Source organism: Bacillus sp. CD3-5, from assembly GCF_006349665.1.
GTDB lineage: Bacteria > Bacillota > Bacilli > Bacillales > Bacillaceae_G > Bacillus_A > Bacillus_A paranthracis.
The window spans coordinates 174,293-200,237 of the sequence record NZ_VEPX01000004.1 but is presented as its reverse complement, the minus strand read 5'-3'; the positions used below and the strand labels follow the sequence as shown (position 1 = coordinate 200,237).

General features: G+C 35.8%; 18 protein-coding genes and 1 pseudogene. 14 read left to right on the top strand and 5 right to left on the bottom strand.

Annotation, left to right across the window (positions count from 1 at the left end):
- The first annotated feature begins 79 nt into the window (after window positions 1-79).
- The 3 genes from csaB (at window position 80) to FH036_RS10540 (ending at window position 7,676) form a co-directional block, all read left to right on the top strand.
- Window positions 80-1,183, top strand: coding sequence for a polysaccharide pyruvyl transferase CsaB (csaB, locus tag FH036_RS10550; RefSeq protein WP_139895719.1), 1,104 nt, complete (start codon window positions 80-82; stop codon window positions 1,181-1,183).
- 666 nt (window positions 1,184-1,849) lie between these two features.
- A complete protein-coding gene (locus FH036_RS10545; RefSeq protein WP_139895718.1) occupies window positions 1,850-4,336 on the top strand; it encodes an S-layer homology domain-containing protein in 2,487 nt (828 codons plus the stop codon).
- A gap of 733 nt (window positions 4,337-5,069) precedes the next feature.
- Entirely contained in the window at window positions 5,070-7,676 is a 2,607-nt protein-coding gene (locus FH036_RS10540; RefSeq protein WP_138322423.1) for an S-layer homology domain-containing protein, read from the top strand.
- Between the two features lie 95 nt (window positions 7,677-7,771).
- On the opposite strand, the gene patB1 is transcribed toward FH036_RS10540, so the two are convergent.
- Together patB1 and FH036_RS10530 are read right to left on the bottom strand one after the other, a co-directional pair.
- A complete protein-coding gene (gene patB1 / locus FH036_RS10535) occupies window positions 7,772-8,962 on the bottom strand; it encodes a secondary cell wall polysaccharide O-acetyltransferase PatB1 (protein WP_139895717.1) in 1,191 nt (396 codons plus the stop codon).
- Between the two features lie 24 nt (window positions 8,963-8,986).
- Complete coding sequence (locus FH036_RS10530; protein ID WP_139895716.1) at window positions 8,987-10,402, bottom strand: MBOAT family O-acyltransferase; 1,416 nt, start codon at window positions 10,400-10,402, stop codon at window positions 8,987-8,989.
- Window positions 10,403-10,626: 224 nt separating this feature from the next.
- Between FH036_RS10530 and FH036_RS10525 the strand changes: the two genes are divergently transcribed.
- Entirely contained in the window at window positions 10,627-12,084 is a 1,458-nt protein-coding gene (locus FH036_RS10525; RefSeq protein ID WP_139895715.1) for an MBOAT family O-acyltransferase, read from the top strand.
- Window positions 12,085-12,093: 9 nt separating this feature from the next.
- On the top strand, window positions 12,094-13,125 hold the full coding sequence (locus tag FH036_RS10520; protein ID WP_139895714.1) for a hypothetical protein: 1,032 nt from the start codon (window positions 12,094-12,096) through the stop codon (window positions 13,123-13,125).
- Between the two features lie 142 nt (window positions 13,126-13,267).
- Here FH036_RS10520 and FH036_RS10515 read toward each other — a convergent pair whose 3' ends face one another.
- The gene (locus tag FH036_RS10515; protein WP_000256702.1) at window positions 13,268-14,662 is read right to left on the bottom strand and encodes an O-antigen ligase family protein; all 1,395 of its coding nucleotides are present in this window, start codon (window positions 14,660-14,662) and stop codon (window positions 13,268-13,270) included.
- 471 nt (window positions 14,663-15,133) lie between these two features.
- Here FH036_RS10515 and FH036_RS10510 point away from each other — a divergent pair, with 471 nt between their 5' ends.
- The 3 genes from FH036_RS10510 (at window position 15,134) to FH036_RS10500 (ending at window position 16,688) form a co-directional block, all read left to right on the top strand.
- A complete protein-coding gene (locus tag FH036_RS10510) occupies window positions 15,134-15,922 on the top strand; it encodes an enoyl-CoA hydratase (protein ID WP_000454170.1) in 789 nt (262 codons plus the stop codon).
- Window positions 15,923-16,023: 101 nt separating this feature from the next.
- Window positions 16,024-16,344 (top strand): hypothetical protein, encoded by a 321-nt coding sequence (locus FH036_RS10505; RefSeq protein ID WP_000720155.1) that lies wholly within the window; start codon window positions 16,024-16,026, stop codon window positions 16,342-16,344.
- 17 nt (window positions 16,345-16,361) lie between these two features.
- Complete coding sequence (locus tag FH036_RS10500) at window positions 16,362-16,688, top strand: nucleoside triphosphate pyrophosphohydrolase (RefSeq protein ID WP_001277353.1); 327 nt, start codon at window positions 16,362-16,364, stop codon at window positions 16,686-16,688.
- 21 nt (window positions 16,689-16,709) lie between these two features.
- Here FH036_RS10500 and FH036_RS10495 read toward each other — a convergent pair whose 3' ends face one another.
- Window positions 16,710-16,889 (bottom strand): hypothetical protein, encoded by a 180-nt coding sequence (locus FH036_RS10495; protein WP_001027102.1) that lies wholly within the window; start codon window positions 16,887-16,889, stop codon window positions 16,710-16,712.
- A gap of 126 nt (window positions 16,890-17,015) precedes the next feature.
- Here FH036_RS10495 and FH036_RS10490 point away from each other — a divergent pair, with 126 nt between their 5' ends.
- The 3 genes from FH036_RS10490 to FH036_RS10480 all read left to right on the top strand — a co-directional run bounded on the left by FH036_RS10490 (window position 17,016) and on the right by FH036_RS10480 (window position 20,981).
- A complete protein-coding gene (locus FH036_RS10490) occupies window positions 17,016-18,065 on the top strand; it encodes a M42 family metallopeptidase (RefSeq protein ID WP_000930097.1) in 1,050 nt (349 codons plus the stop codon).
- 240 nt (window positions 18,066-18,305) lie between these two features.
- On the top strand, window positions 18,306-19,895 hold the full coding sequence (locus FH036_RS10485) for an N-acetylmuramoyl-L-alanine amidase (RefSeq protein ID WP_044793667.1): 1,590 nt from the start codon (window positions 18,306-18,308) through the stop codon (window positions 19,893-19,895).
- 132 nt (window positions 19,896-20,027) lie between these two features.
- Window positions 20,028-20,981, top strand: coding sequence for a TRM11 family SAM-dependent methyltransferase (locus tag FH036_RS10480; RefSeq protein WP_139895713.1), 954 nt, complete (start codon window positions 20,028-20,030; stop codon window positions 20,979-20,981).
- Between the two features lie 203 nt (window positions 20,982-21,184).
- Here the strand turns inward: FH036_RS10480 and FH036_RS10475 are convergent.
- Window positions 21,185-21,385, bottom strand: a pseudogene (locus tag FH036_RS10475) (YflJ family protein); the annotation flags it as partial.
- Between the two features lie 317 nt (window positions 21,386-21,702).
- Here FH036_RS10475 and FH036_RS10470 point away from each other — a divergent pair.
- From FH036_RS10470 to FH036_RS10460, 3 genes are read left to right on the top strand one after another with little or no spacing between them, the layout of a single operon-like run.
- Window positions 21,703-23,127, top strand: coding sequence for an amino acid permease (locus FH036_RS10470; RefSeq protein ID WP_139895712.1), 1,425 nt, complete (start codon window positions 21,703-21,705; stop codon window positions 23,125-23,127).
- Between the two features lie 17 nt (window positions 23,128-23,144).
- Window positions 23,145-24,473 carry a 4-aminobutyrate--2-oxoglutarate transaminase gene (gene gabT, locus FH036_RS10465; protein WP_139895711.1) on the top strand — a complete coding sequence of 443 codons (1,329 nt, stop codon included), beginning with the start codon at window positions 23,145-23,147 and terminating at the stop codon, window positions 24,471-24,473.
- 19 nt (window positions 24,474-24,492) lie between these two features.
- Window positions 24,493-25,935 (top strand): aldehyde dehydrogenase family protein, encoded by a 1,443-nt coding sequence (locus tag FH036_RS10460; RefSeq protein ID WP_139895710.1) that lies wholly within the window; start codon window positions 24,493-24,495, stop codon window positions 25,933-25,935.
- Window positions 25,936-25,945 lie beyond the last annotated feature (10 nt).

The following is a 25,945-nucleotide window of genomic DNA, read 5'->3' as shown; positions in this document are numbered from 1 at the left end:
CAACTTTTCTTATTAAAGAGTTGATAGCGATTTGTTGAATGACAAAAAGTTGATTGCGAAATGTTGGAGGAGATTAAGAGTGCGGTTAGTTTTATCAGGATATTATGGTTTTTATAATGTTGGGGACGAAGCAATTTTGCAATCAATTATTAAAGCGCTACATGAAGAGGATCCTACTCTTGAGCTTGTTGTACTTTCGAATGACCCCGACTATACAAGGAAAATGTACGGTGTAGAGGCAGTAAATCGCTGGGATATAAGAGCAATTTATAAGGAAATAAAGAGAAGTAATGGCTTAATTAGCGGAGGAGGAAGCCTCCTTCAAGATAAAACGAGTATTAAAAGTATTTTGTACTATACGGGTATTATGCGAATTGCTCGTTTTTTGAAGAAGCCGTATTATATTTATGCGCAAGGAATTGGTCCAATTACGAAAAGACAAAATCGTTTATTAGTGAAATGGCAAGTATCAAAAGCGGAATATATATCAGTTCGTGATGAAGATTCATTTTTGTATTTAAAAGAAATTGGTATTAAGAAGGATATCGAACTAGTTCCAGATCCAGTATTGGCATGTCAACCAGAAGGAATGAAGTCGGAGTGGTTGCAAAAACATGCGATTCAAGGGAAAGTAATTGCAGTTAGTGTGAGGTATTGGGACGCGAAAGAAGATTATATGAAGAAGCTAGCAGATACGCTGAAAAAATTTAAGCATGATGGATACCATATTTTATTCGTGCCAATGCATGGACCATTTGATCAAAATGCATCACGCGATATTATTAATTTAATGGGAGAAGAAGCTCATATGCTTCCGTATAAGCTCGATATTCATGAGAAAATTTCAATTTTGTCGGAATGTTCGCTTCTAATCGGTATGAGACTTCATGCGCTCATACTATCTGCGGTTGCTAATATTCCTATGGTCGGTATTTCATATGATCCAAAGATCGATTCATTTTTACAACAAGTAAATCAGCCGATTATCGGAAACGTAGATGGTGATTGGACGTCTGAAACTTTGTATAATGTCGCAACGAAGCAATTAGAACAAAAAGAATATGTACAAGAAACATTGGAACAAAGAGTAGAAGAATTACGAGAGCAAATTTCAACAGCGTCTCGATACATCATAAGTGACTTGAATTCAAAAGAGTTCAAAAAAAGAGGAATGGGATCTTAATTTAAGAGGACATCCTCTTTTTTATTTTTTGAAAAAAGAAAATGTCGAAAGAAAAAATAAATTTGTAGAAAAATGTCGAATTACGTAAGTGATTGTAAACATATGCTCATAAAGAAAGAAGTTTGAGAGATAAGATGTATGTTTAAAAATCCTAACATTAATATATAATGAATGTTGGTATTTAACGTTTTATTTAGTAAATGATAAGAAAATAGGTATGGTAATTTTGGAAAATCTGATGGTAATAAAAATGTCGAATCATAGAAAAATAAGTTGTCGATTAATGTCGTAATATCTCTATAGTTAGATGTTGTAATTGGAAAGCTTTTTCTGTTATAGTTGTAAATGGTTATAAGAAGTTTGTTATAAATGTAATTCTGACGCGTTTTTCTATTCATTTAAAATATTCTGATTTTTAGATCTGGATCCTTTAAAATGAAAGTCGAAAAAACGATCGTTTCGAATTGTGAAAATTCACTTTTTTGTCGAATTTAAGGTTTTAAATTAGATGAAAAGAGTGTATGATTCTTTAATACGGGATATTCTATTATTCTGTATAAGGAATACTTTAACCACATTTATATCTACTAGTTTCAAAAATAAATAGAATATCTATTTAAAACAGTATGGAACTAGTATTACATTCCTAAGGAGGAAATATATAAAATGGCAAAGACTAACTCTTACAAAAAAGTAATCGCTGGTACAATGACAGCAGCAATGGTAGCAGGTGTTGTATCTCCAGTAGCAGCAGCAGGAAAATCATTCCCAGACGTTCCAGAAAAATTCTGGGCAGAAGATTCTATTAACTACTTAGTAGAAAAAGGCGCAGTTAAAGGTAACGACAAAGGAATGTTCGAGCCTGGAAAAGAAATCACTCGTGCAGAAGCAGCTACAATGATGGCTCAAATCTTAAACTTACCAATCGATAAAGATGCTAAACCATCATTCGGTGATTCTCAAGGCCAATGGTATACTCCATTCATCGCAGCTGTAGAAAAAGCTGGCGTTGTTAAAGGTAAAGGCGAAGGCGTATTCGATCCAAACGGAAAAATCGACCGCGTTTCTATGGCTTCTCTTCTTGTAGAAGCTTACAAATTAGATACTAAAGTAAACGGTCCTCTAGAAACTAAATTCGATGATTTAAAAGATAGCTGGGGTAAAGATAAAGCTAACATCCTAGTTAAATTAGGAATCTCTGTAGGTACTGGCGACAAATGGGAGCCAAATAAATCTGTAACTAAAGCAGAAGCAGCTCAATTTATTGCTAAAACTGACAAGCAGTTCGGACAAAAAGCAGAAGATAAAGTTGAATCTGTAAAAGTTTTAAACTCTAAAGAAGTAGAAGTTAAATTCGCTACAGAAATTAACAAAGATGCAGTTACTACAGATGTATTCTCTTTAACTGGAAAAACAGTTGAGAAAGTAGAAGTTGGTAAAGATAACAAAACTGTAATCGTAACTTTCAATGACATTGCTAAAATTGAAGATGCGGTATTAGTTGTTGCTCCAGTTGAAACAAAAGCTGATGCTAAAGTTAAAACTGCTAAATACACTCAAGTAATTTCTTATAAAGATACAGTTCGCCCTGAAGTAAAAGGTGTTGAATATGAAGATGCAAACACTGCAAAAGTTGTATTCTCTGAGCCGATTTCAAATCAAGGTAATGTAACTGTAAACAACGACAAAGCAGTTGTGAAAGGTCTTTCTCAAGATAAAAAATCTTTAGTAGTTGATTTAACAAATGTTGATGAAAATGCAGAAGTAGTTGTAACAATTGTTGGTGCAACAGATGTTGCTGGAAACTTAATTTCTCCAAACCCAGTAAAAACAACTATCAAAAAACAAGCTATTGATAAAACAAAACCAGTAGTAAACGGTGTAGAAGTACTTTCTGATACACAATTAAAAGTTACATTCTCTAAAGAATTTACAACGCTAGACAAAACTGCTGTTTCTGTAAATAAGAAAACACCAACTAGTGTTGAATTAGATAAAGACAACAAAAAAGTTGCATATGTAACTTTAAAAGACGCTGATAACCTTCTAATTGATGGTCTTAACACAATCACAATCAAAGCTGGTGTTACAGACAAATTCGGTATCGCATTAGAAAAAGAGTATGTGAAACAAGTATTAGTATCAGCTGATACAACTGCTCCAGAAGTAACTAAATCTGAAGTTGTTACTGAAAAAGTTGAGAATGAAACTAAACAATTCCTTGTATTAACTTACAGCGAAGATGTTGAAGTAGCAGGTGCTGTTCCAGCAAAAGGTACACACGTTCATAACTATGTAACAAACAATAATGCTGCTTTCGGCGGTGCATTAGATAATGCTGAAAGAAAAGATAAAAAAGTTGTTAAGATCGATGTAACAAAAGCAACTCCAGGATCTTGGACAGTTACATTACCAGCTGGATTTGTTAAAGACGATGCTAAAACTCCAAATGGTAGTAAAGCAAAAACAGTTACATTTAATGTTGCTGGTCAAGTAGCAGAAGCTGGCGAACTTACTTACACAGTAGTAGCTAACGAGAAAAATGGAGTAACAGTTAATTTCGATGGCGAAGTTGATGGAGCTTCAGCTGTTAATGCAGCAAACTACACTGTTGAAGGTGCAAAAGTAGAAAAAGCAGTATTAGTGAACAATAATGGAACTGCTCAAGTAGAACTTACATTAAAAGCAGGTTCAGTAGAAGCTACTGGTAACTATGCAGTATCTGTTGCAGGTGTTAAAGATAAAACAAAAGCTGTAGAAGCAAAACGTGCAGAAGGTGCAGCAAAAACTGTTGAACTTAAAGAAAACGTAGCACCAAAAGTAGAAAAAGCAGAGTTAATCGATGGTAAAAAAGTTGTATTAACATTCAGCAAATCAATGGATGAAACTAGTGTAGATGCTACAGACTTTAACTTCCTTCTTGATGGAACGAATGTATCTTCTTTAGCTCAAAACCCAATTGAGGTAGCAAAAGGAGAAGTTGCTGAGAATGGTAAGAAAATTACATTCAACTTCAGCCGTGAATTAACAAGTGCAGAATTTGCTAAAACAGTTACTGTTAAAACTGCAAAAGATGGATTTGAAGTTAAAGACTTAAACAAAAACCCACTTGCTCCAATTGAAAGCTTAACAGTTTCAAAAATCATTAAGTAATAGTTTGTTCGTATAATTGAATGAATTTAATGAAAATAAGCCTATAATTTTATAGGCTTATTTTTTTATGTTGGTTCAAAATAAGATTGTAATTGGTGAAGATAATAAAACTTTTAGATTATATATCAATCAAATTTTATTGAGAAATAAATAGAAAGCGCTTTCGGTAATAGAGGAATGCCTATTAATATGTAAATTTTTTGTGAATTCACATCTTTTTTCGTTGAAAAAACATACGAACAGAGGAATGATTTGTCGAATTTTAAAAAAATCAGTCGAATGTAGTCTGAAAATTGTATTTATTGTAAAAAATATTTAGGTGATAAAGTGTAAATATGTGCTATAATTCCAATTGTGTATTCTATATGAAAAATATACGAAGCGCAGTGAGAGTGGTTTATAGGAAAACAGTTTATTCATTTCTATATTTTAGTATTATTAATATACTAATAATACGATTAAAAGACTGAATTATCAGAATGTGTCGAATCTTCTTTTGAGAAAGTTCTTGATAACGAATGGTTTTGTATAGTATGATGAACTTGTTTCAGAAAATGGTATTTAAACCTTATATTTACATTAAACGGTTTGTATCATTTTTTATGTGAACTACTTTTCATTATAGTGTTTTTGTTTATGTTTTTATTGTTTTATGGCTTTTCTAACTAGCTAGTTTTCAAATTTAATATGATGTGAAACTAGTAGCATATTCCTGAAGGAGGAAATTTATAAAATGGCAAAGACTAACTCTTACAAAAAAGTAATCGCAGGTACAATGACAGCAGCAATGGTAGCAGGTGTTGTATCACCAGTAGCAGCAGCAGGTAAATCATTCCCAGACGTTCCAGCTGGACATTGGGCAGAAGAATCTATTAACTACTTAGTAGATAAAGGTGCAATTGTAGGTAAGCCAGACGGTACATATGGTCCAACCGAATCAATCGATCGTGCTTCTGCAGCTGTAATCTTCACTAAAATTTTAAATTTACCAGTTGATGAAAATGCTCAACCTTCTTTCAAAGATGCTAAAAATACATGGGCTGCTAAATATATCGCAGCAGTTGAAAAAGCTGGTATCGTTAAAGGTGACGGCAAAGAAAACTTCTATCCAGAAGGAAAGATTGACCGTGCTTCATTTGCTTCTATGTTAGTAAGTGCTTATAACTTAAAAGATAAAGTTAATGGCGAGTTAGTTACAACATTTGATGATTTAAGAAAACATTGGGGTGAAGAAAAAGCAAACATCCTAATTAACCTTGGAATCTCTGTAGGTACTGGTACGAAATGGGAGCCAAATAAAACTGTAACTCGTGCAGAAGCAGCTCAATTTATCGCATTAACAGATAAAAAATATGGTAAAAAAGATAATGCACAAGCATATGTAACAGATGTGAAAATTTCTGAACCAGCGAAATTAACATTAACAGGTACTGGTTTAGATAAACTTTCTGCTGATGATGTAACTCTTGAAGGAGATAAAGCTGTTGCGATTGAAGCAAGCGCTGATGGTACTTCTGCTGTAGTAACACTTGGTGGCAAAGTAGCTCCTAATAAAGACTTAAGCATTAAAGTTAAAAATCAATCATTCGTAGCGAAATTCGTATACGAAGTGAAAAAATTAGCTGTAGAAAAACTTACATTTGATGATGATCGTGCTGGTCAAGCAATTGTCTTCAAATTAAACGACGAAAAAGGTAACGCTGATGTTGAGTACTTAAACTTAGCAAACCATGACGTCAAATTTGTAGCAAATAACTTAGACGGTTCACCAGCAAACATTTTTGAGGGTGGAAAGTCAACTTCTTCTACAGGTAAACTTGGTGTTGGCCTTTCTCACGGTGATTACAAAGTAGAGGTTCAAGTTACAAAACGCGGTGGTTTAACTGTTTCTAACACTGGTATTATTTCAGTGAAAAACCTTGATACACCAGCTTCTGCAATTAAGAGTACTGTATTTGCGGTAGATGCAGATAAAAACGGTGTAGTATACGGTAATACATTGACTGGAAAAGACTTCAAACTAAACAGCCAAACGTTAGTGGTTGGTGAAAAAGCACAAATCCATAACGTAGTTGCTACAATCGCTGGAGAAGATAAAGTAGTTGATCCAAACTCAATTAGCATTAAATCTTCAAACAGCGGTATTATCTCTGTAGTAAACAACTACATTACAGCTGAAGCTGCTGGTGAAGCTACACTTACTATTAAAGTAGGCGACGTTACAAAAGACGTTAAATTCAAAGTAACGACTGGTTCTCGTACGTTAAAATCAGTAAAAGCTAATCCAGATAAATTACAAGTTGTTCAAAACAAAACATTACCTGTTACTTTCGTAACAACTGACCAATATGGTGATCCATATGGTGCGAAATCTAATGAAATTAAAGAAGTTCTTCCACAAACAGATGTAGTTCTTTTAGAAGATCAAAAAAATGGTAAAGAAAAATTTGATGTAGTAACAACTGATGCTGGTTCAATTGGAATTAAGACACTTGGTGTTACAGGTAAGTCTGTTGGTGAAGGTACAGTACACTTCCAAAACCTTAACGGTGAGACTTTAGGTTCATTATATGTGAACGTAACAGAAGGTAACGTTGCATTTAAAAACTTTGAACTTGTATCTAAAGTAGGTAAATACGGTGAATCACCTGATTCAAAACTTGACTTAAATGTTTCTAACACAGTTGAGTATCAATTATCTAAGTACACTTCAGATCGTGTATACTCTGATGCTGAAAACTTAGAAGGTTATGAAATTGAATCTAAAAATCCAGCAGTAGCTACAGCTGAAATTGTTGGAAATAAAGTTGTTGTTAAAGGTTTAAAACCAGGTAAAGTTGATATCCACTTAACGAAAAATGGTGCAACTGCTGGTAAAGCGACATTAGAAATCGTTCAAGAGAAAATCGCTATTAAATCTGTAGACTTCAAACCAGTTCAAACAGAAAACTTCGTTGAGAAGAAAATTAACATCGGTACTGTATTAGAACTTGAGAAGAGTAACCTTGATGATATCGTAAAAGGTATTAACTTAACAAAAGAAACACAACATAAAGTACGTGTTGTGAAGTCTGGCAAAGATAAAGGAACTCTTTACCTTGATACAAATGGTAATGCTCATTATGACATCTTTGACCAAAAACTTGGCGATGTAACAGTAACAGCATCAAGTGATTCAGTATTCAACAACTTTAAAGCAGACATTTATGATGCTTTAACTACGAAGTACACTGACAAAGGTACATTAGTATTCAAAGTATTAGGCGATAAGAATGTTGTAACAAGTGAAATTGGTTCACAAGCAGTACAAGTGAACGTTCTTAACAACCCAAATCTATAAGTCGATTATAGATAAAGTGAAAAATCAGCGGGGATTCATCTCCGCTGATTTTTTAATAGAAAGAAGGCTCTTGTATTTTTACAAGAGCCTTCTTTCTATTTCTTAAATTTAAACATATCCCCGCTCAAATTCGAATCACTATACACAAACAATACCATGTTAATGTTGTTGTCTTGAATGTATTGATATACATCTTTTTCGTGATAGTGACGCAGGTCGAGGATAGATGTATGTTTGAAACTTTGTGCTAAGTGTGGCACGATTGCGTTTGCGAATGAGTCTTTTAGGACTAGGGCGCGTACTTCATTTTGTGCATTGTTATTTTCGATGACGATTTCTGGATAGTCATCTGTGTAATAACCTGCGTATGATGTTGTATCTTTTTGTTTTTCTACGCCGTATAGTTCATCTAAGTTTTGGTGAACAGTACCTTGCATATCTTTTGCGGTTACGCTTGTGAAGTTGAAACCGTCTTTCGGTGTGTAGTAGCACAATTTTTCACCCGTTGCATCGATGAGTTGGTATAGTTGGTTGTTAAAACTTCCGACTAAATGTTTATTTTGCGCACATGTCCGAGTGTAGTCTTCTTTTTTTATTTCTTTTTCTTTATATATAGAAGATTGTTGCCCGATTGTGTTCATTATATATTGGTAACCTAAGAAGGCACCGTCCATATTCCAATGATGATCTGTTTTGAAATACATGTCTTGTATTTCTTCGTTTGTATAGTTCTGTTTAAAGTGTTCCATAAGTTTTATTGGCTTTACGTCTGCTGGAAGCTTCTTTAGAAAGTAATTTAAATTTTCCTGTGCATATGTATGAATATGAGAAGGTAATTTAAATGATAATGCATTCGTTTTTGACGGTGGTAAAGCAAAGTAAAACTCAACGTTTTGTTCTTTTAAAAACTGAGACAAATCGTTTATAGCAGGCATGGATTGGTCAATTTCATTATATTTTTTTGTCCACGCCGGGTTTTTCAGGAGCCATTTATCATCAGTTAAAATAATGTCGTTAATGAGAGATTTGCCCATATTAATTTGAGCAATTGTATAGTTTTTAATAAGCTCATCTCGTCCGATTAGTTGATCATTTGTGTATGTTTCGACATCTTTAAAGAAGCTACCAGTTAGGAGAGCTTCTTTCGTAAGTGCTGGTTTTTGAGCGAGCGGCCGATTTTCAACTGGTGAAATGTCTCGGTCTGTTTTGAGTAACGATAATATGCCAAATGAAAAGATAATGGTGAGAAAACCGATAAACAGGATGAGGTTCCCCAATTTTTTCATAATAACGTTTCCTTCCTACATCAGTTAAAACCTGAAATAAATAAATGGATTATATGTTGAGTTAATCAAGTACATAACCGAAATCATAAATAATGTTAGTAATAATATAGGACGTACAAATTGCATTGTGAACATATACGTTTTTGGCGCAAGTTCTAGTATGTTTTTCATTCTTTTTAAAATTGGTGTCGCTGCGATAAAGGCAATGAGAAATACGATAATGTATTCATGTACGTATAACATCGTATTGTCATCGATGAAAGATTGGCTGCTTATGCCGAACATCGCTTTTAAATATTGGAATGAGTAAGCGAAATTGTCAGCTCGGAAGAAGACCCAACCGATCATAACGATTAGTAATACGTATGCATGTTGCAGCGGCTTCCATAGTTTGTTTAATATTTTTTCGAATCCAGCTTTTTCAATTGAAATAATAAAGCCGTAATATAAGCCCCAGGCGATAAATGTCCAGCTCGCCCCGTGCCATAAACCAGTTAACCCCCATACGATGAAGAGGTTACGATAATTCGCTAGTTTTGAAACGCGGTTTCCGCCGAGCGGGATATATATGTAATCGCGGAACCAAGAGCCGAGTGTAATATGCCATCTTCTCCAAAACTCTGAAATAGATTTAGAGATGTACGGATAGTTGAAGTTTTTCGGGAAATCAAAGCCGAACATTTTTCCAAGTCCGATTGCCATATCAGAGTACCCTGAGAAATCGAAATAAATTTGCAGGGTATAGGCGATAATACCAATCCATGCCGTTCCAACACTCATTTCAGATGGTGGTAAGGCAAAGATTTTATCAGCGACGAATCCAACTTGGTTAGCGATTAATATCTTTTTTGCTAGTCCGAGAACGAAAATTTGAATACCTTCTGTGAATCGTTCAAAAGAATGGATGCGCGTTTTAATTTGCTCAGCGACGATATTGTAACGAACAATTGGTCCGGCAATAAGCTGAGGGAAAATAGATATATATAGCGCTAAGTTAAGTGGATTTTTTTGAACATCCCCATCTTTACGGTATATATCGATGACATAGGACATCGCTTGGAATGTATAAAATGAAATTCCAATTGGTAGTGGAATAGGTTCCACATGAATAGATAAGTGCAAGACGTTGTTTAAAATGTCTGTGAAAAATGAAATATACTTAAAATAAGAAAGTAATAGTATATTTCCGACTACAGCCATAATTAAAAATGTGACTTTCATATTTTTTCGTTTATCATAATGATGCACGAGTAGGCCGAAGCAGTAGTTTAATACGATGGAAAAGAGCATTAAAAGAACGAAACGTGGTTCGCCCCATGCATAGAAAATTAAACTAAATGCAAGTAATACGAAGTTACGTAGCTCGGCACGCACTATAAAATAGAGAAATAATACGAGAGGTAAAAAGATAAATAAGAAAATCGAACTACTAAATACCAAAGGACTCTCCTCACTTTTTCGAAATACATTTCGTAAAAAAAACGACATATCTATTATATATTCTTTTTTATAATAGTGCCTTTAATATTTTAGCATGTTAATAATTCGATTAAAATAATTATTCTATATAATAGAAGAAAAGCGGTATGGAATCCTTTTGACACCCACTATCTGGATAAGATAAGATGAATAAGGTGTGATTTGTTTAGAAGGGAAGAGATGGTGTGTTATTTAACTCGTTTGAGTTTATTTTTTTATTTTTACCGATAGCATTTCTTTTATATTTTTTATTAAATAAATTTGGACAAACTACTTTAGCGAAAGCTTGGCTTGTGGCAGCGTCTTTATTTTTCTATAGTTATTGGAACATAAAGTATTTGCCGCTTATGTTAGTATCGCTCATTGTGAACTACTTTATCGGAATGAAGCTCGTAAAGCATAAGAGTAAATTTCTTTTAACAGTAGGCTTACTATTTAATATTGGAATGCTTAGTTATTTCAAGTACTATGATTTCTTTTTGCAAAATGTAAATTCGTTATTTGGAACTCATTTTACATTATTATCATTAACGTTACCGCTTGCGATTAGTTTCTATACATTCCAAAAGATTGCGTTTTTAGTAGATACATATCGCGGGGAAACGGAGGCATGTCATTTTCTTGATTACGCTCTGTTTGTAACATTTTTCCCGCAACTTATTGCAGGACCAATTGTACACCATGCGCAAATTATGCCGCAATTTGCGGATCGTAGTAAAAAGCGTTGGCAATCAAATTATATCGTTCTCGGTATTTTTGTATTTGCCATCGGTATTTTCAAGAAAGTAGGGATTGCAGACGTTTTATCTCCTGTCGTACGGGAAGGGTTTGATGTACAGCAGTCGCTAACATTTGTGGAAGCTTGGCTTTCATCATTAGCGTTTACATTTCAGTTATACTTTGATTTCAGTGGATATAGCGATATGGCAATTGGAATTGCGTTAATGTTCAACATTAAATTGCCTCAAAACTTTAACTCACCGTATAAAGCGGTGAGTATACAAGACTTTTGGCATCGTTGGCATATGACATTAAGCCAGTTTTTAACGAAATATGTGTATATTTCTCTTGGAGGAAATCGAAAAGGTATTACGCGTACATACGTCAATATTATGATTGTCTTCTTAATAAGTGGACTTTGGCATGGGGCTGGTTGGACATTTATTTTCTGGGGATTTCTGCACGGATTAGCTTCTGTCGTTCATCGTTTGTGGAACAAAGCAGGAGGGTGCATGCCGGCCTGGGCGGGATGGCTCGTGACGTTTTTCTTCATTAATATAACGTGGGTATTCTTTAGAGCAACATCGATGCATGATGCGGTGAAAGTGTTAAAAGGAATGTTTGGATGTAATGGATTCGAACTAGCAAATAGCGTATTCCCGGTATTTGTTATTGAGAAGCTACAATTTTTAAAAGGGTACGGTGTTTCATTTACTGAAGCATACCATGTTTCATTATTAAATACGGAAATAGTAGCGTATATTTTCGGAGCATTATGTATTAGTTTCTTCTTAAAAAATTCAATTCAGTTAAAAGACTCATTCCGTCCGACAGTATGGACGGCGTTATTTACTGCAATATTACTTGTGTATAGTGTATTGCATTTAACGAGTATTAGTGAGTTTTTATACTTTAATTTCTAGGTGGAGAATATGAAAAACAAACAGTGGCTTATTTTCGTTTTTGTATGTGTTTTTGTTCCACTTGCAGGTGTTGGAATATTTAATGGCTATGCAGATTCACTTTGGTTATTCTCGCATAAAAATAAGTGGAATAATGTTCAGTTTGGGTTTAATGAGAGACAACAAAAAACGAATTATATAACATATCGTCCGTTTACTTATGATGGCGTTATACTTGGCAGTAGTAGAACAACGTTTATCAATGAAAATGATTTTACCGGATTAAACGCATTTAATTATGCGGTAAGTAGTACAGATCCGCGTGAGTACGATGCGTACATTGAATATGCAAAAGAGAGAAAAGGTAGTGAATTATCTTCTATTGTGGTTGGTTTAGATTTCCTTGGAACGAACAAAAATAGAGAAATCGGTTTTGAAAAGCCAGAAGTATATATTAATGAGGCACAAAGCTTACTATATCCAATTAAATCGTATGTGAGTATGGATGGGATTACATATTCCCGAAATACAATTCAAAACTCCATTCATCACAATAAGACTATTGATGTATATAATCGCGATAACATAAAATCGATGCGTGAGTATACGAAAGAAGAGCGTGACACACAAATTGCCGCGCAAGTAGATAAATTTAGTAGAGAGATTTATGGCGGGAATTATGAGTATCAAAATATGAAGGAAATATTAGGAACTGTAAAATCTCATAATCCGAATACAAAGTTTTATATTTTTACAACTCCTGTTTCAGAGCCATTGTTCCGTGCGATGATTCAATCAGGGCGTTGGGAAGATTATAAAAGGTGGCTCCATGATGCTGTCGATGTATTTGGAGAAGTGCATCATTTCATGTATTTAAATTCAGTAACAAAGAACTTAGATAATTATATGGATGGACATCATTTCAGGCCAGAAGTCGGAAAGATAATTGCACATAAAGTTGTAAATGAAGAAGATCGTAATGTGCCGAAAGATTTCGGTATTGTTATTACGAAGGATAATATTGATGAGGTGCTGGAGCAGATTCATGCATCGTTTCAATAGAAAGAAATAGTTTTGTTTCAAAGATCGAATCGTCATGTGATTCGATCTTTTTTTAGTAGTCCACAAAAAATTTAATTAAGCGAGAAAAAGCAATTATGACTGGAGTAGAAAGAAGCAGCATCCAAATAGATGCTGCTTCTTTCTATTCTATTTCTAAATCAACAATTAAGTAGGCAAGTATAACGATGAAAAAAATGCTAACAGATGGCGCTGTTAATACGTGACCAGACATAAAGCCAATGCCAAGTGATAGGATGAGTGTACTAGATAATAGCATATATTTTACAGTTATAATTTTCTTAAAGTTTGTGATCATACGGATGAATAGTTTAATACCGAAGTATAGAAGTGGTATTAAGTAAATAAGGAAACCGATAATTCCAAAGGCGAAAAATAGGTCATGGAAGTCCATTTCAATTAATTTAATTTTAACTGTGTAGTTACCAGCGTAACCCATTCCAAAAAGTTTTTGTGAGAGCGGTGCTTCTTTATAGTATTGTTTGTATACTTTTAAGAATTTGTCCCGATCACTATAAATTAAACTCTTCACTTCAGAGTCTGTTAGTTCACCTTTTGCGTGTTTTTTTGCATCCTCTGGATTTTCTTTAATTACTTTTCCTTCTTTTTTATCCTGTTCTTCTTGTACTGATTTTTTGTATTCGTATATTTGCATGTGGATTCCCATATTTTTTGCGATAGGAGTATGCGGTGTAAGAACAATTAAACCTCCTAGTACAACTGCTGCAACGATGGTGTTTACAAGATATGTGAATCCTTTTTTTTCTTTTTTACGGTTTATCATATATTCAATGAACGAGAAGAAAAGTGCTACGCCTAATGTTAGCACAATTGCACCATATCCAACTTTTGTTCCGACCATAATACTTGCATACATCGCAAGTATTGTTGGAATCCAGTAATATATTTTCGAGAAAGAAGTTGTTTTATAAATCGAATATAAGACAACGATTGGGAACATAATCGCGAAGAGAGCACTTAAATCATTTCCAGCAAAGAACCAACCTCTTGAGCCAATTTTTGAGTGAGGATAGCTTGGGAAATCAGTGCCAGTTTGCATTGCGATAATCATTGTGATGCTTAAAATTAAAGTTGCATATAAGAAATATGTAATGATTTTATGAAACACATATTCTTTATTTTTTAGCTCTTTAAAGACGATAATATATCCAAACAGTAGCACAATTGGATATATGCTCTTTAAAATAAATTTAACTTCTTCTCCAAATGAAACTGGAGATTTAACCATCATATTATTTACAAGACCGATTGCCAGTGCAATGCCGAGTAAACATAAATAGAGAATGTACTTTTTCGCGCCTTGTTGTTTATGATGAAGAAGTAGATAACCTAATGCAAGAAGCATAAAGGCGAAACGGACTACGATTCCGACTGTTGCGCTCATGTGTAATATATAGATTGAAAAAGACGTTAATAAATCTAAAATTGGTTGAAACACGATGAATAGCAGTAGGAAATGCGGGAAGTAGTTATCCGTCTGTTTTAACTTAGTAACCATATGTTCCTCCATTTCTTCATTCCTTTATTTCAGCACCCCTCTATATAATAGGAAGGGGAATGAATTTCTATATTTAATTTTTATATCAGACTTAAGAATACACCATTTCATTGTAATGGTAAATAGATGAAGAGCCGGGATAAACCGACTTTAATTTCTATATTTTTCAACGAAATTGTATGTTTTATGCAAGGTGATATACAAATTACGAGATTATTAGACAGAAAATTAAGAAAAAAGAAGGGTTTTTCACATCCTTTCTATAATTATATAAGTATAATCTTTGTCCCGCTTTAATGGGCAGTAAGACCCCCACCTCAAAATTCAGAGAAAGCAAAGAAGTTAGGTGGGGAATCAACTGCCCATAAAAGTCCGATTGGTTCAACTAATAATCAGTGGAGTGGGGGATGAAGAAAACCCCCACTCCACTGATTAAAGTTTCACTTTATGTAGAAAAGAGGGGTATATATAATGGAAGTAACAAGTAAAACAGAATCTGTCATTGTGAAATATGAAGGGCACGTTGCAACGGTTATGGTCAATCGCCCAGAGGTGTTAAATGCATTAGATGAGCCAACGTTAAAAGAGTTATTACAAAAACTGAAAGAAGTAGCGGAGAGTTCTGCACACATTGTTGTGTTATGCGGGAACGGCCGTGGTTTTTCTGCGGGTGGAGATATTAAATCGATGCTTTCAAGTAATGATGAAAGCAAGTTTGATGGTATTATGAATACTATCTCTGAAGTCGTTGTGACTTTATATACGATGCCAAAGCTCGTTATTAGTGCGATTCATGGACCAACTGCTGGTCTTGGATTAAGTATTGCGCTAACAGCTGACTATGTGATGGCAGATATTTCATCCATTATTGCGATGAACTTTATTGGAATCGCTTTAATTCCAGATGGCGGCGGCCATTTCTTCCTTCAAAAGCGCGTTGGTGAAAATATGACGAAGCAAATTATTTGGGAAGGAAAGAAATTATCAGCGAGCGAAGCGCTTGATATCGGCTTAATTGATGAAGTAATTGGCGAGGATTTCCAAACAGCTGTGAAGCAAAAGATTAGTGAATGGTCACAAAAACCGATTAAAGCGATGATTCAAACGAAACAAATTTTATGTGAAGTAAATCGCTCCAATTTAGAACAAACGCTGCAGCTTGAAAAACGCGGCCAATATGCGATGAGACAAACTGCGGATCATAAAGAAGGTATTGCTGCATTTTTAGAAAAACGTTTACCGGCATTTAAAGGAGAATAAAGTGTAGTAATAGTTTTACTAACGGTTAATTTAAGGTAAAGGGGAGAAAGTGCTAACACATTTTAGTATAATTGTGTTAGCACTTTTTTTAGGAGTAATATATGAAGAAAATTATTGGTGTTATCGTTATTATTTTACTTACATATTATGCTTTGCATAGTACACCATCTCTTGCGGTACGAACTGCACTATTCTTTGAAGGGCATCCAATTGTTGCTTTCTCAGGTGAAGTGGAGAAAGAACGGGATGTGAAAAAAGAGGCGATTCCTGATGAGTACCAAACCTTATATGGCGATAAGAAAGAAGAACCAGAGCATTATTTCTTTCCGGCAGTAAGGGCACACGGATCAGGAATTGATATGTTAAGTGCTTGTGTGAAAAAAGAGTGGTTATTTTATAAGGCAGAGCTCGGCTGCTATTAAACATAGGAGGATTAATGATGTCAGCATATAACAAGTTAGTAAGAGATCGTGTTCCAGAGAAGATTTTAATGTCTGGAAAAACATATACAGCACAAAAATTAACAGGACAAGCATACATACAAGCTTTGGCGAAAATTGGGACAGAAGAAATTCGTGAATTTGCTTCTATGAAAGAGCGTGAACATGCGCTTGATTCTCTTGCGGATGCACTGGAAGTAATCATATCATTAGCGCGTGCAGAAGGTGCAACAATTGAAGATGTAGAACGTCTTCGTAAGCAGAAAGAGATAGAGCGCGGTGGGTTTGAAAGAGGTATTTACTTGTTGGATGTTTCAGAAGAATAGATTTGTAGGGAAAGCATAGCGTTACTCATTAACGCTATGCTTTTTTGTTGCAAATAAACTAATAATGAAGAAGATAGCTGTTAATACCCAGCCAGTTGTAATAGAAGTAGTAGTATGAACTGCATAAGAAACTTGTAAACAAAGTAATGATGCTAGAAACCAAATGAGTGCAATGTGTACATATTTTTTTGATATATTCATATTGTATAACTCCTTTTATATACTAAAGTGAATTTTACTATAATTTAGAAAATTAAGCTATATGAGTAGAGGATTTATAGTAAATTCGGTATACTAAATAATAGGAAAAATGAGGAGGAAATGACAATGGCACATCATACGAAAGAAACGATGGAATTGATTAAGGAGCTTGTCTCTATTCCAAGTCCATCTGGAAATACAGAGAAAATTATTCGTTTTATTGAAAACTATGTAAGTGAGTGGAATGTAGAAACGAAGCGTAACAATAAAGGTGCTCTTATTTTAACGGTAAAAGGGAAAAATGATGCACAGCACCGTTTATTAACAGCACATGTTGATACGTTAGGTGCGATGGTAAAAGAAATTAAGCCAGATGGTCGTCTGAGTCTTTCTATGATTGGCGGATTTCGCTGGAACTCTGTAGAAGGGGAATATTGCGAAATTGAAACATCAAGTGGCAAGACGTATACAGGAACGATTTTAATGCATCAAACATCTGTACATGTATATAAAGATGCAGGTGAAGCGAAACGCGATGAGAAAAATATTGAGGTTCGTATTGATGAGCGCGTATTTTCAGCTGATGAAGTACGTGAATTAGGAATTGAAGTAGGAGACTTCGTTTCATTTGATCCACGCGTTCAAATTACAGAGAGTGGATACATAAAATCACGTCATTTAGATGACAAAGTAAGTGTTGCGATTCTATTAAAATTAATTAAGCGATTACAAGATGAAAACGTAACATTACCATATACAACTCATTTCTTAATTTCTAACAATGAAGAGATTGGATACGGTGGTAACTCTAACATTCCAGAAGAAACGGTTGAATATTTAGCGGTTGATATGGGAGCGCTAGGTGATGGACAAGCATCTGACGAGTATACAGTATCTATTTGTGCAAAAGACTCTAGTGGTCCGTATCATTATGCACTACGTAAACATTTAGTAGAGCTTGCGAAAACGAACAATATTGAATATAAAGTAGATATTTATCCGTACTATGGATCGGATGCATCAGCTGCGATTCGCGCTGGATTTGATGTGAAGCATGCATTAATTGGAGCAGGTATTGATTCTTCTCATGCATTTGAGCGTACACATGAAAGTTCGATTGCTCATACAGAAGCACTTGTTTATGCATATGTATTATCAGAGATGATTGCAGAATAAGAAAAGAAATGGGCTACCTCTAGTAGCCTATTTTTTGTTTGCAGAGAAATCGACTTTATTTAACAAAGAGTAAATTAATTGTAATTTATTTTACAATATTAAGAAAGTAGGTTTACTACATAATTCGAGTATTATAAAATAATAGAGGCGCACTAATTTTTTTTGTTCGAATTTGTCGAAATTTATATATTAAGATTACGCGTTATTAAAAGATGATTGTCGAGAGGAGTATTATTTTTTATGAAGTATCGTGCAGTCGCGGCAGGTATTTTAGCCGCAAGTTTATTATCGTCTCCAGTAAGTAGTTTCGCAGCAGCGAAGAAGTTTTCGGATGTTCCTTCATGGGCGCAAGAATCAGTTGATTATTTAGTAGGAAAAAAGGCGCTTGATGGAAAGCCAGATGGAACGTTTTCTCCATCTGAAGCAGTAGATAGAGGATCAGCTGCAAAAATTTTAGCAGTCGTTCTTGGTTTACCAATTGATCCAAAAGCAAAGCCATCTTTTAAAGATGCACAAAACCATTGGGCAGCTCCGTACATTGCTGCAGTGGAAAAAGCAGGTGTAATTAGTGGAGATGGTACTGGTAAATTTAATCCATCAAGCCAAATTAACCGTGCATCTATGGCATCTATGTTGGTACAAGCATACTCATTAGATAAGAAAATTATTGGAGAACTTCCAACACAGTTTAAAGATTTGGAACCTCATTGGGGTAAGAAACAAGCTAATATTTTAGTAGCTTTAGAGATTTCTAAAGGTACGGGAAATGGTTGGGAGCCTGAAGGAACTGTAACTCGTGCAGAAGCAGCTCAGTTTATTGCGATGGCTGATCAAAATAAAACAGATACATCAAAAAGAATGTATATGAACAGAAACTTTATTACATATCATCAACCATCATTATCATCTGGTATTACTGATGTTCAGCATAAGCCACAAATGGTTGTAGTGAAAGAACAAAGAGCAGACGGCTGGTTAAAAATTGTAACAAGTAAAGGTGAGAAGTGGACACCTCTAACAGAAAAAACAGAAACGATTAATGAAGGATTTACTACTTATGAAACAGCTTCACATAGTTCTAAAGTGCTAGGTACATATAATGCACAAACAGTAACGGTTATGGAAGAGAGTGGAAGCTGGATTCGTATCCGCGTAGGCGCTGGTTTCCAATGGGTTGATAAAAATCAATTAAACCCAGTAAAACAAGAGAACTTCTTAGAAGGTAAAGCAATTATTATTGATCCAGGTCACGGTGGAATTGACTCGGGTAATGTTGGTTATTACGAGAAAGAAAGTCAAATCGTATTAGATACATCTTTACGATTACAAAAACTATTTGAGAAAAAGACACCATTTACTGTTAAGTTAACACGTACGAACGATACACGCCCAGGAGTAGATTCTAGTGATTCTTTAAGAAAAAGAGTAGAATTTGCTAATGAAAATAATGGTGATATTTTCGTAAGTATTCACGGTAACGGTTCTACAGGTAAAGATGGACATGGTACAGAAACATTCTATTATGCAGCAGCACCGACAAGATCAACGAATCCACATACGGAAGACAGTCGCTTATTAGCAGAAAAAATTCAAAAGCGCCTTGTAGCAGCTCTTGGAACAAAAGATCGTGGTGTGAAAAAGGATAATTGGTACGTAGTAAAATATAATACAATGCCAGCTGTATTAGCAGAATTAGCATTTGTAGATAATAAGAATGATGCAAATAAACTCGCTACACCAGCACAGAAACAAAGTGCAGCAGAAGCAATTTATCAAGGTATTTTAGACTATTACGAAGCAAAGGGTAATAACGTATCTTCTTTCCGTTAATACATTAAAAGAGATTGCCGATAGGCAATCTCTTTTATTTATTAACGTTTCTCTTTATTTCAGGCATGTGATATCATTTAATTTTATATAAGAAAGTATTGTAATTATAACGATATAGAGGATGATCATAGATTGAATAATTATAGGAAAACACCTGCATGTATATATACGTATGCATTTCGTGAGGAGGAGCGTGCTTTATGTTACTTGGAAATGCGCTCGTTCTTTGGAATGGAGTCTCACGTTAATATTTTGAAAAGTGATGTCAAAATTGACCCGAGTAGAAGTCCTTTTATGAAAGAGCGCGTTGAGGTTATGTATGAAGGAGACGACTTAGAAAGTATTTTGGAACAAGTAAAGGAAATTGAATTAGGAGAAATGACGTTTAAAGTTATCTTCGTGAAAATCAATGATCTTGAGGGGGAAAATAAAATAGAGTATGCGGAAAGGCGTATCATTGAACGACGTATTGGAGATTGTATTGATGCGGAAGCAGATGTGCGCAATCCAGAGCGTACTTTTGGTATTGTTCCATTAGGCGGACGTTGGTATTTTGGACATTATGTAGAGAGTAAGCCAGTTTGGTATCATCATATACAAAAACCACGTAGCTATTCGACATCTCTTAGCACACGCGTTGCAAGATCCGTTGCAAATATTGCGGTGCCAAATCCAGAGGGAGTAAGAGCGATTGATCCGTGCTGCGGCATTGGAACGGTTGTAGTAGAAGCTCTTTCGATGGGAATTAACATCGTTGGTAGAGATATAAGCCCGCTCGTTGCGATTGGAGCGAGAGAAAATATTGCACACTTCGGATTCGATGGGACGATAACGAAAGGCCCGATCGAGGAGATTACGGATAATTACGACGTCGCAATTATCGACATGCCATATGACTTATTTACGCACGCAACACCAGAAAATCAGCTCTCCATTCTTTCAAGCGCGCGCCGCATTGCTAAAAAGGTAGTCGTTGTTACAATGGAAACAATGGACGATATGATTCATGAAGCAGGATTTGAAATTATAGATCGCTGCACTACAAAAAAAGGAACATTTTCTAGACAAATTCTTATTTGTGAATAAGGAAGAAAGGTCACCCGTTTGGGTGACCTTTTTTGTTTGGTATTGATGTGTGATTGATTGGTGGAATGGAGGAATGGTTTGGCGAAATTTGTCGATAAGTCGATATTCGATGTCGAATCGTCGATAAATTTAAAAAATCGCCGATATATTGTGTGAAATCGCTGATATATTCCGAGAATCGTCGATATCGCTAAATTAGTATATTACTGTTCTTTTAATTTCTCTTGTTGTGCAAGTAGTAAATTGCGCAAGATGTGTCCGCGGTAACTTTCTAGTTTGCGTCCTTCATGATAACGCACGCCTAATTTTTTTAGTTCAGCTACGTACCAGCCTTTTGTTCCGTAGTACATTGGATCACTTCCTTTTTGCTTTTGAACAGTATATGTGGGAGGGGGAGAGAATTTTCTTTTTTATTCATGAAATTTGCGAAAGTGATTATTGAATATTCTGTCTACTTGTATTATGATTAACTTATTATCGGATGACAGTGATTAGCCTCTCTGCAAGCCCGGATATATGTTTTGAAAAGAAAATAGCGGAACTTCTTTCCACTTGAACTTCCTTAGCAGGAGGACGAGCCATAAGGATAGGGGCAGTAAAATTCAATGCGGTTGTATGCGTTGTTTTTCTGGCTCTTTTTATTTTTATTTAAATTAGGAGGGGATTTAAAGAAAGGGTTATCAATAGGTTGTGGCGCACGTTCATGCTAATGGAGGGGCTGGTGAATTGTTTGGCTAAACAGAAAAAGGAGTTACAGAAAGATTTAAGAACACGGCATATAACAATGATTTCAATTGGCGGGGTCATCGGGGGCGGTTTGTTTGTAGGAAGTGGAACGATTATTCAATCGTCGGGGCCGGCTGCAATTTTATCCTACATGATTGGTGCTTTAATGGTTGTGCTCGTGATGCGCATGTTAGGGGAGATGGCAGCGGAAAATCCTGATAGTGGTTCTTTCGCAACGTATGCGAACAAAGCAATTGGACCGTGGGCAGGGTATACGATCGGATGGTTATATTGGTTTAACTGGGTCATTATTATCGCGATTGAAGCGGTGCTTTTAGGCGTAATGATTAATAATTGGTTTCCTTCTGTGCCTGCATGGATCGCGAGTTTAGGGATGGTCCTTTTAATGACGATGACAAATGTGTATTCCGTAAAATTGTACGGTGAGTTTGAATATTGGTTAGCGCTTATTAAAGTGGTAGCGATTGTTGCGTTTTTAATTTTAGGCGTTTCGATGTTCTTTGGTCTCGTTCCGGGGGTGGATAGACCCAGTCTTTCTATTATTACAGAACATGGTGGCTTTTTCCCGAATGGAATTGTTCCTGTCTTGTTGAGCGTTGTGTTTATTTCATTCTCGTTATCAGGGAGTGAAGTTGCAGCGATTGCAGCCGGAGAATCGGAAAATCCAGAGAAGAATGTTATACGAGCTATTAATAGTGTGGTATGGCGTCTGATGCTTTTCTTCGTCGGATCAGTAACGATTTTAGTTATGTTTATTCCGTGGACGGATAAGGAATTATTAAAACTTCCGTATGCAAGTTTATTTAATATGGCAGGAGTACCTGCAGCCGCAGAAATTATGAATGGTGTTGTATTTTTATCGCTACTTTCCGTTATGAACTCAGGGATTTATACGAGTTCGCGTATGTTATTTTCACTTGCGAAAAAAGGTGATGCTCCGTCTGCTTTTGCAAAGTTAAATAGTAGAGGGACACCGGTTATCGCAATTTATGCGAGTATCGTATTTGCTTTTGTTTGCGCGATGTTGAAATTTATATCTCCTGATAAACTATTTGCATTTTTAGCGAATAGTTCAGGCGGGGTAACGATGCTTATGTATATGTTCGTTGCTGTTTCACATGTCAAGTTAAGGCGAGAAAGGGAACGAGAAGGGGCCGGGAAGCTGAAAGTGAAAATGTGGTTATTCCCTTATCTCACATATGCAACGCTTTTAATGATTATTACGATATTTGTTTCACAAGCGTTTATAGCAGATATGCGTATGCAGTTTTACATGACATTACTCGCTACGATCCTAGTAATAATCAGTTACTTTTTAAGAGTTAGAAAGTTAGATAAGCAAAAGTTAAATGATTTTACGATGATAAAAGATTCGGAAATTAGCCTAGAGAAAGAATAAGAAAAGGGGTATAGACCATGTTGAAAGAGAAGAAGGATATTATAACTACAAAATCTAGCACATTACATGAAAGAAGAAAAAATGCAGTACCAGAAGGGCCTTACAATATTACAGAGTTGTATGTGCAATCAGCGAAAGGTGCGATTATTACGGATGTAGATGGTAATGAATTAATTGATTTTGCGGGTGGAATTGGTATGCAAAACGTCGGGCATTGTCATCCGAAAGTAGTAAAGGCAATTCAAAATCAAGTAGAATCTTCTATTCATAGTTGTTTTCACGTAGCACCTTATGAAAGTTATATTACACTCGCGGAAAGGCTAAATGAGTTAACGCCAGGAGATTGTAAGAAAAAAACGATGTTTGCGAATAGCGGTGCGGAAGCGGTAGAAAATGCGGTGAAGATTGCTAGAAAAGCTACTGGAAGAAGTGCAATTGTTTCATTTGAGCGTGCATATCACGGGCGTACACTTTTGACGATGTCACTGACAAGTAAGGTGAAACCGTATAAACATGGATTTGGTCCGTTTGCATCAGAAGTATACAAATTACCATATCCGTACTATTACCGCGCGGAAGAAGGACTGTCGCAAGAAGAAGTAGATGCGCAAATTTTAGCGTATTTCGAACGCTTTATGTTAGAGGAAGTAGCAAGTGATAATATCGCTGCGATTATTTTGGAACCGCTTCAAGGAGAAGGTGGGTTTATCGTTCCGACAAGTACGTTCATACAAGGTGTTCGAAATATTTGTGATAAGTACGGAATGATTATGATTGCAGATGAAATTCAAACTGGTTTTGCTCGTACGGGTAGCTTGTTTGCAATGGATCATTTCGGCGTAGCTCCTGATTTAATGACTTTCTCAAAATCAATTGCTGCTGGTATGCCGCTTAGCGCAGTAACAGGAAGAGCAGATTTGATGGATGCACCTGGACCGGGTCAATTAGGTGGTACTTTCTCAGGAAGTCCGGCTGCTTGTGCGGCTGCATTAGCTGTTTTAGATGTAATTGAAGAAGAGAATTTAGTAAATCGTGCTGTAGAAATTGGCGAGCGTATGATGACAGTGTTTCATAGCTGGAAAGAGAAATACGAAATAGTTGGCGATGTGAGAGGCCTTGGCGCTATGACTGCCATTGAGCTTGTAAAGGATAAAGGGACGAAAGAGCCAGCATCAGAAGAAGTGAAAGCGATTATGAAAGAAACGCATAGTAAAGGGGTTATTACGATAAGCGCAGGTATTTATAGTAATGTACTTCGCTTCTTACCACCCCTCGTTATAACGGATGAACAGCTTGAAGAAGGGCTTACTATTTTAGAAGCAGCAATTGCAAAACGATCAAAATAAAAACGGCGGGGGCAGGGGAATGAAGTATTTCAATTATATAAACGGTGAATGGAAAGAACCTTCCACGAATGCATATGTAAAAAACTATAATCCGCATAACGGGGAAGTATTAGGTGAATTTCCGTTTAGTTCAGTAGAAGATACACGAGTCGCAATCGCATCAGCGAAAGAAGCTTTTCATACGTGGCAAAGGTTATCGTTTCAAGAGAGAGCCAGTTATTTATGGAAAGCAGCCGCTATTTTAAAAGAAAAGGTAAATGAAATCGGTCAGGATGTAACGAATGAAGAAGGAAAGACGATTGCAGAAGGAATAGGAGAGACGAGGCGGGCGATTAGCATTCTTGAATATTATGCAGGAGAAGCAAATCAACCAATCGGAGAGATTATCCCGTCTGCGAATGAAAGTACAATGCTTTACAGTAAGCGCGAGGCAGTAGGGCCGGTTGGATTAATTACGCCGTGGAATTTTCCAATTGCAATTCCAGCGTGGAAAATGGCGCCGGCACTTATTTACGGAAATACGATTGTTATTAAGCCGGCTGAAGTGACGCCGAAATCGGTGTACCATCTTGTAAATGCGTTTCATGAAGCAGGCATTCCAGCAGGTGTTATCAATTGTGTATTCGGAAAGGGCTCTGAAGTTGGAGCAGAATTAACAGGGAATCCAGATATACAAGCGGTTTCTTTTACCGGTTCGAATCATGTTGGAAATATCATTCAAAAAGCATCGGTTGAAACGAGAAAGAAAGTACAACTAGAAATGGGCGGGAAAAATCCGTTAGTTGTATTAAAAGATGCTGACATTGAAAAGGCGGTCACTATTGCGATAAAAGGTGCATTTATGTCAACAGGGCAAAAATGTACTGCAACAAGTAGAGTAATAGTAGAAGAGGATATTTATGAAGCGTTCAAGGATCGACTGTTGCAGCGTACAAAAGCTCTTGCAGTTGGGAATCCGTTAAATCCTGATACATTTATGGGGCCCTGCGTTTCAAAGGGACAACAGCAATCTGTTTTATCGATGATTGAAGTTGGAAAGGAAGAAGCTTCTTTACTGTATGGGGGTAGCGTACCGAATGAAACAGAATTACAAAATGGTTATTATGTGTTACCAACTATTTTTGAAAATGTAGACGGGGATGCACGTATTGCGAAAGAAGAAATTTTTGGCCCAGTTATTTGTTTATTTAAAGTGAGTAGTTATGAAGCAGCTGTTTCTTTAGCGAACGATACAGAATACGGACTCAGTGCATCGATTTGTACGAATAATTTAAGTTTGTCGCAACGATTTATTGATGATATGGAAGTTGGAATGGTTCATGTGAATTCAGAAACTGCAGGAGCAGAACCGCAAGTCCCGTTTGGTGGAATGAAAAACTCTAGTGCTGGACCGCGTGAACAAGGAAAAGCGGCGAAAGAATTTTATACGAGAATAAAGACGGTATACGTAGATCAAATATAAACATTAAAAA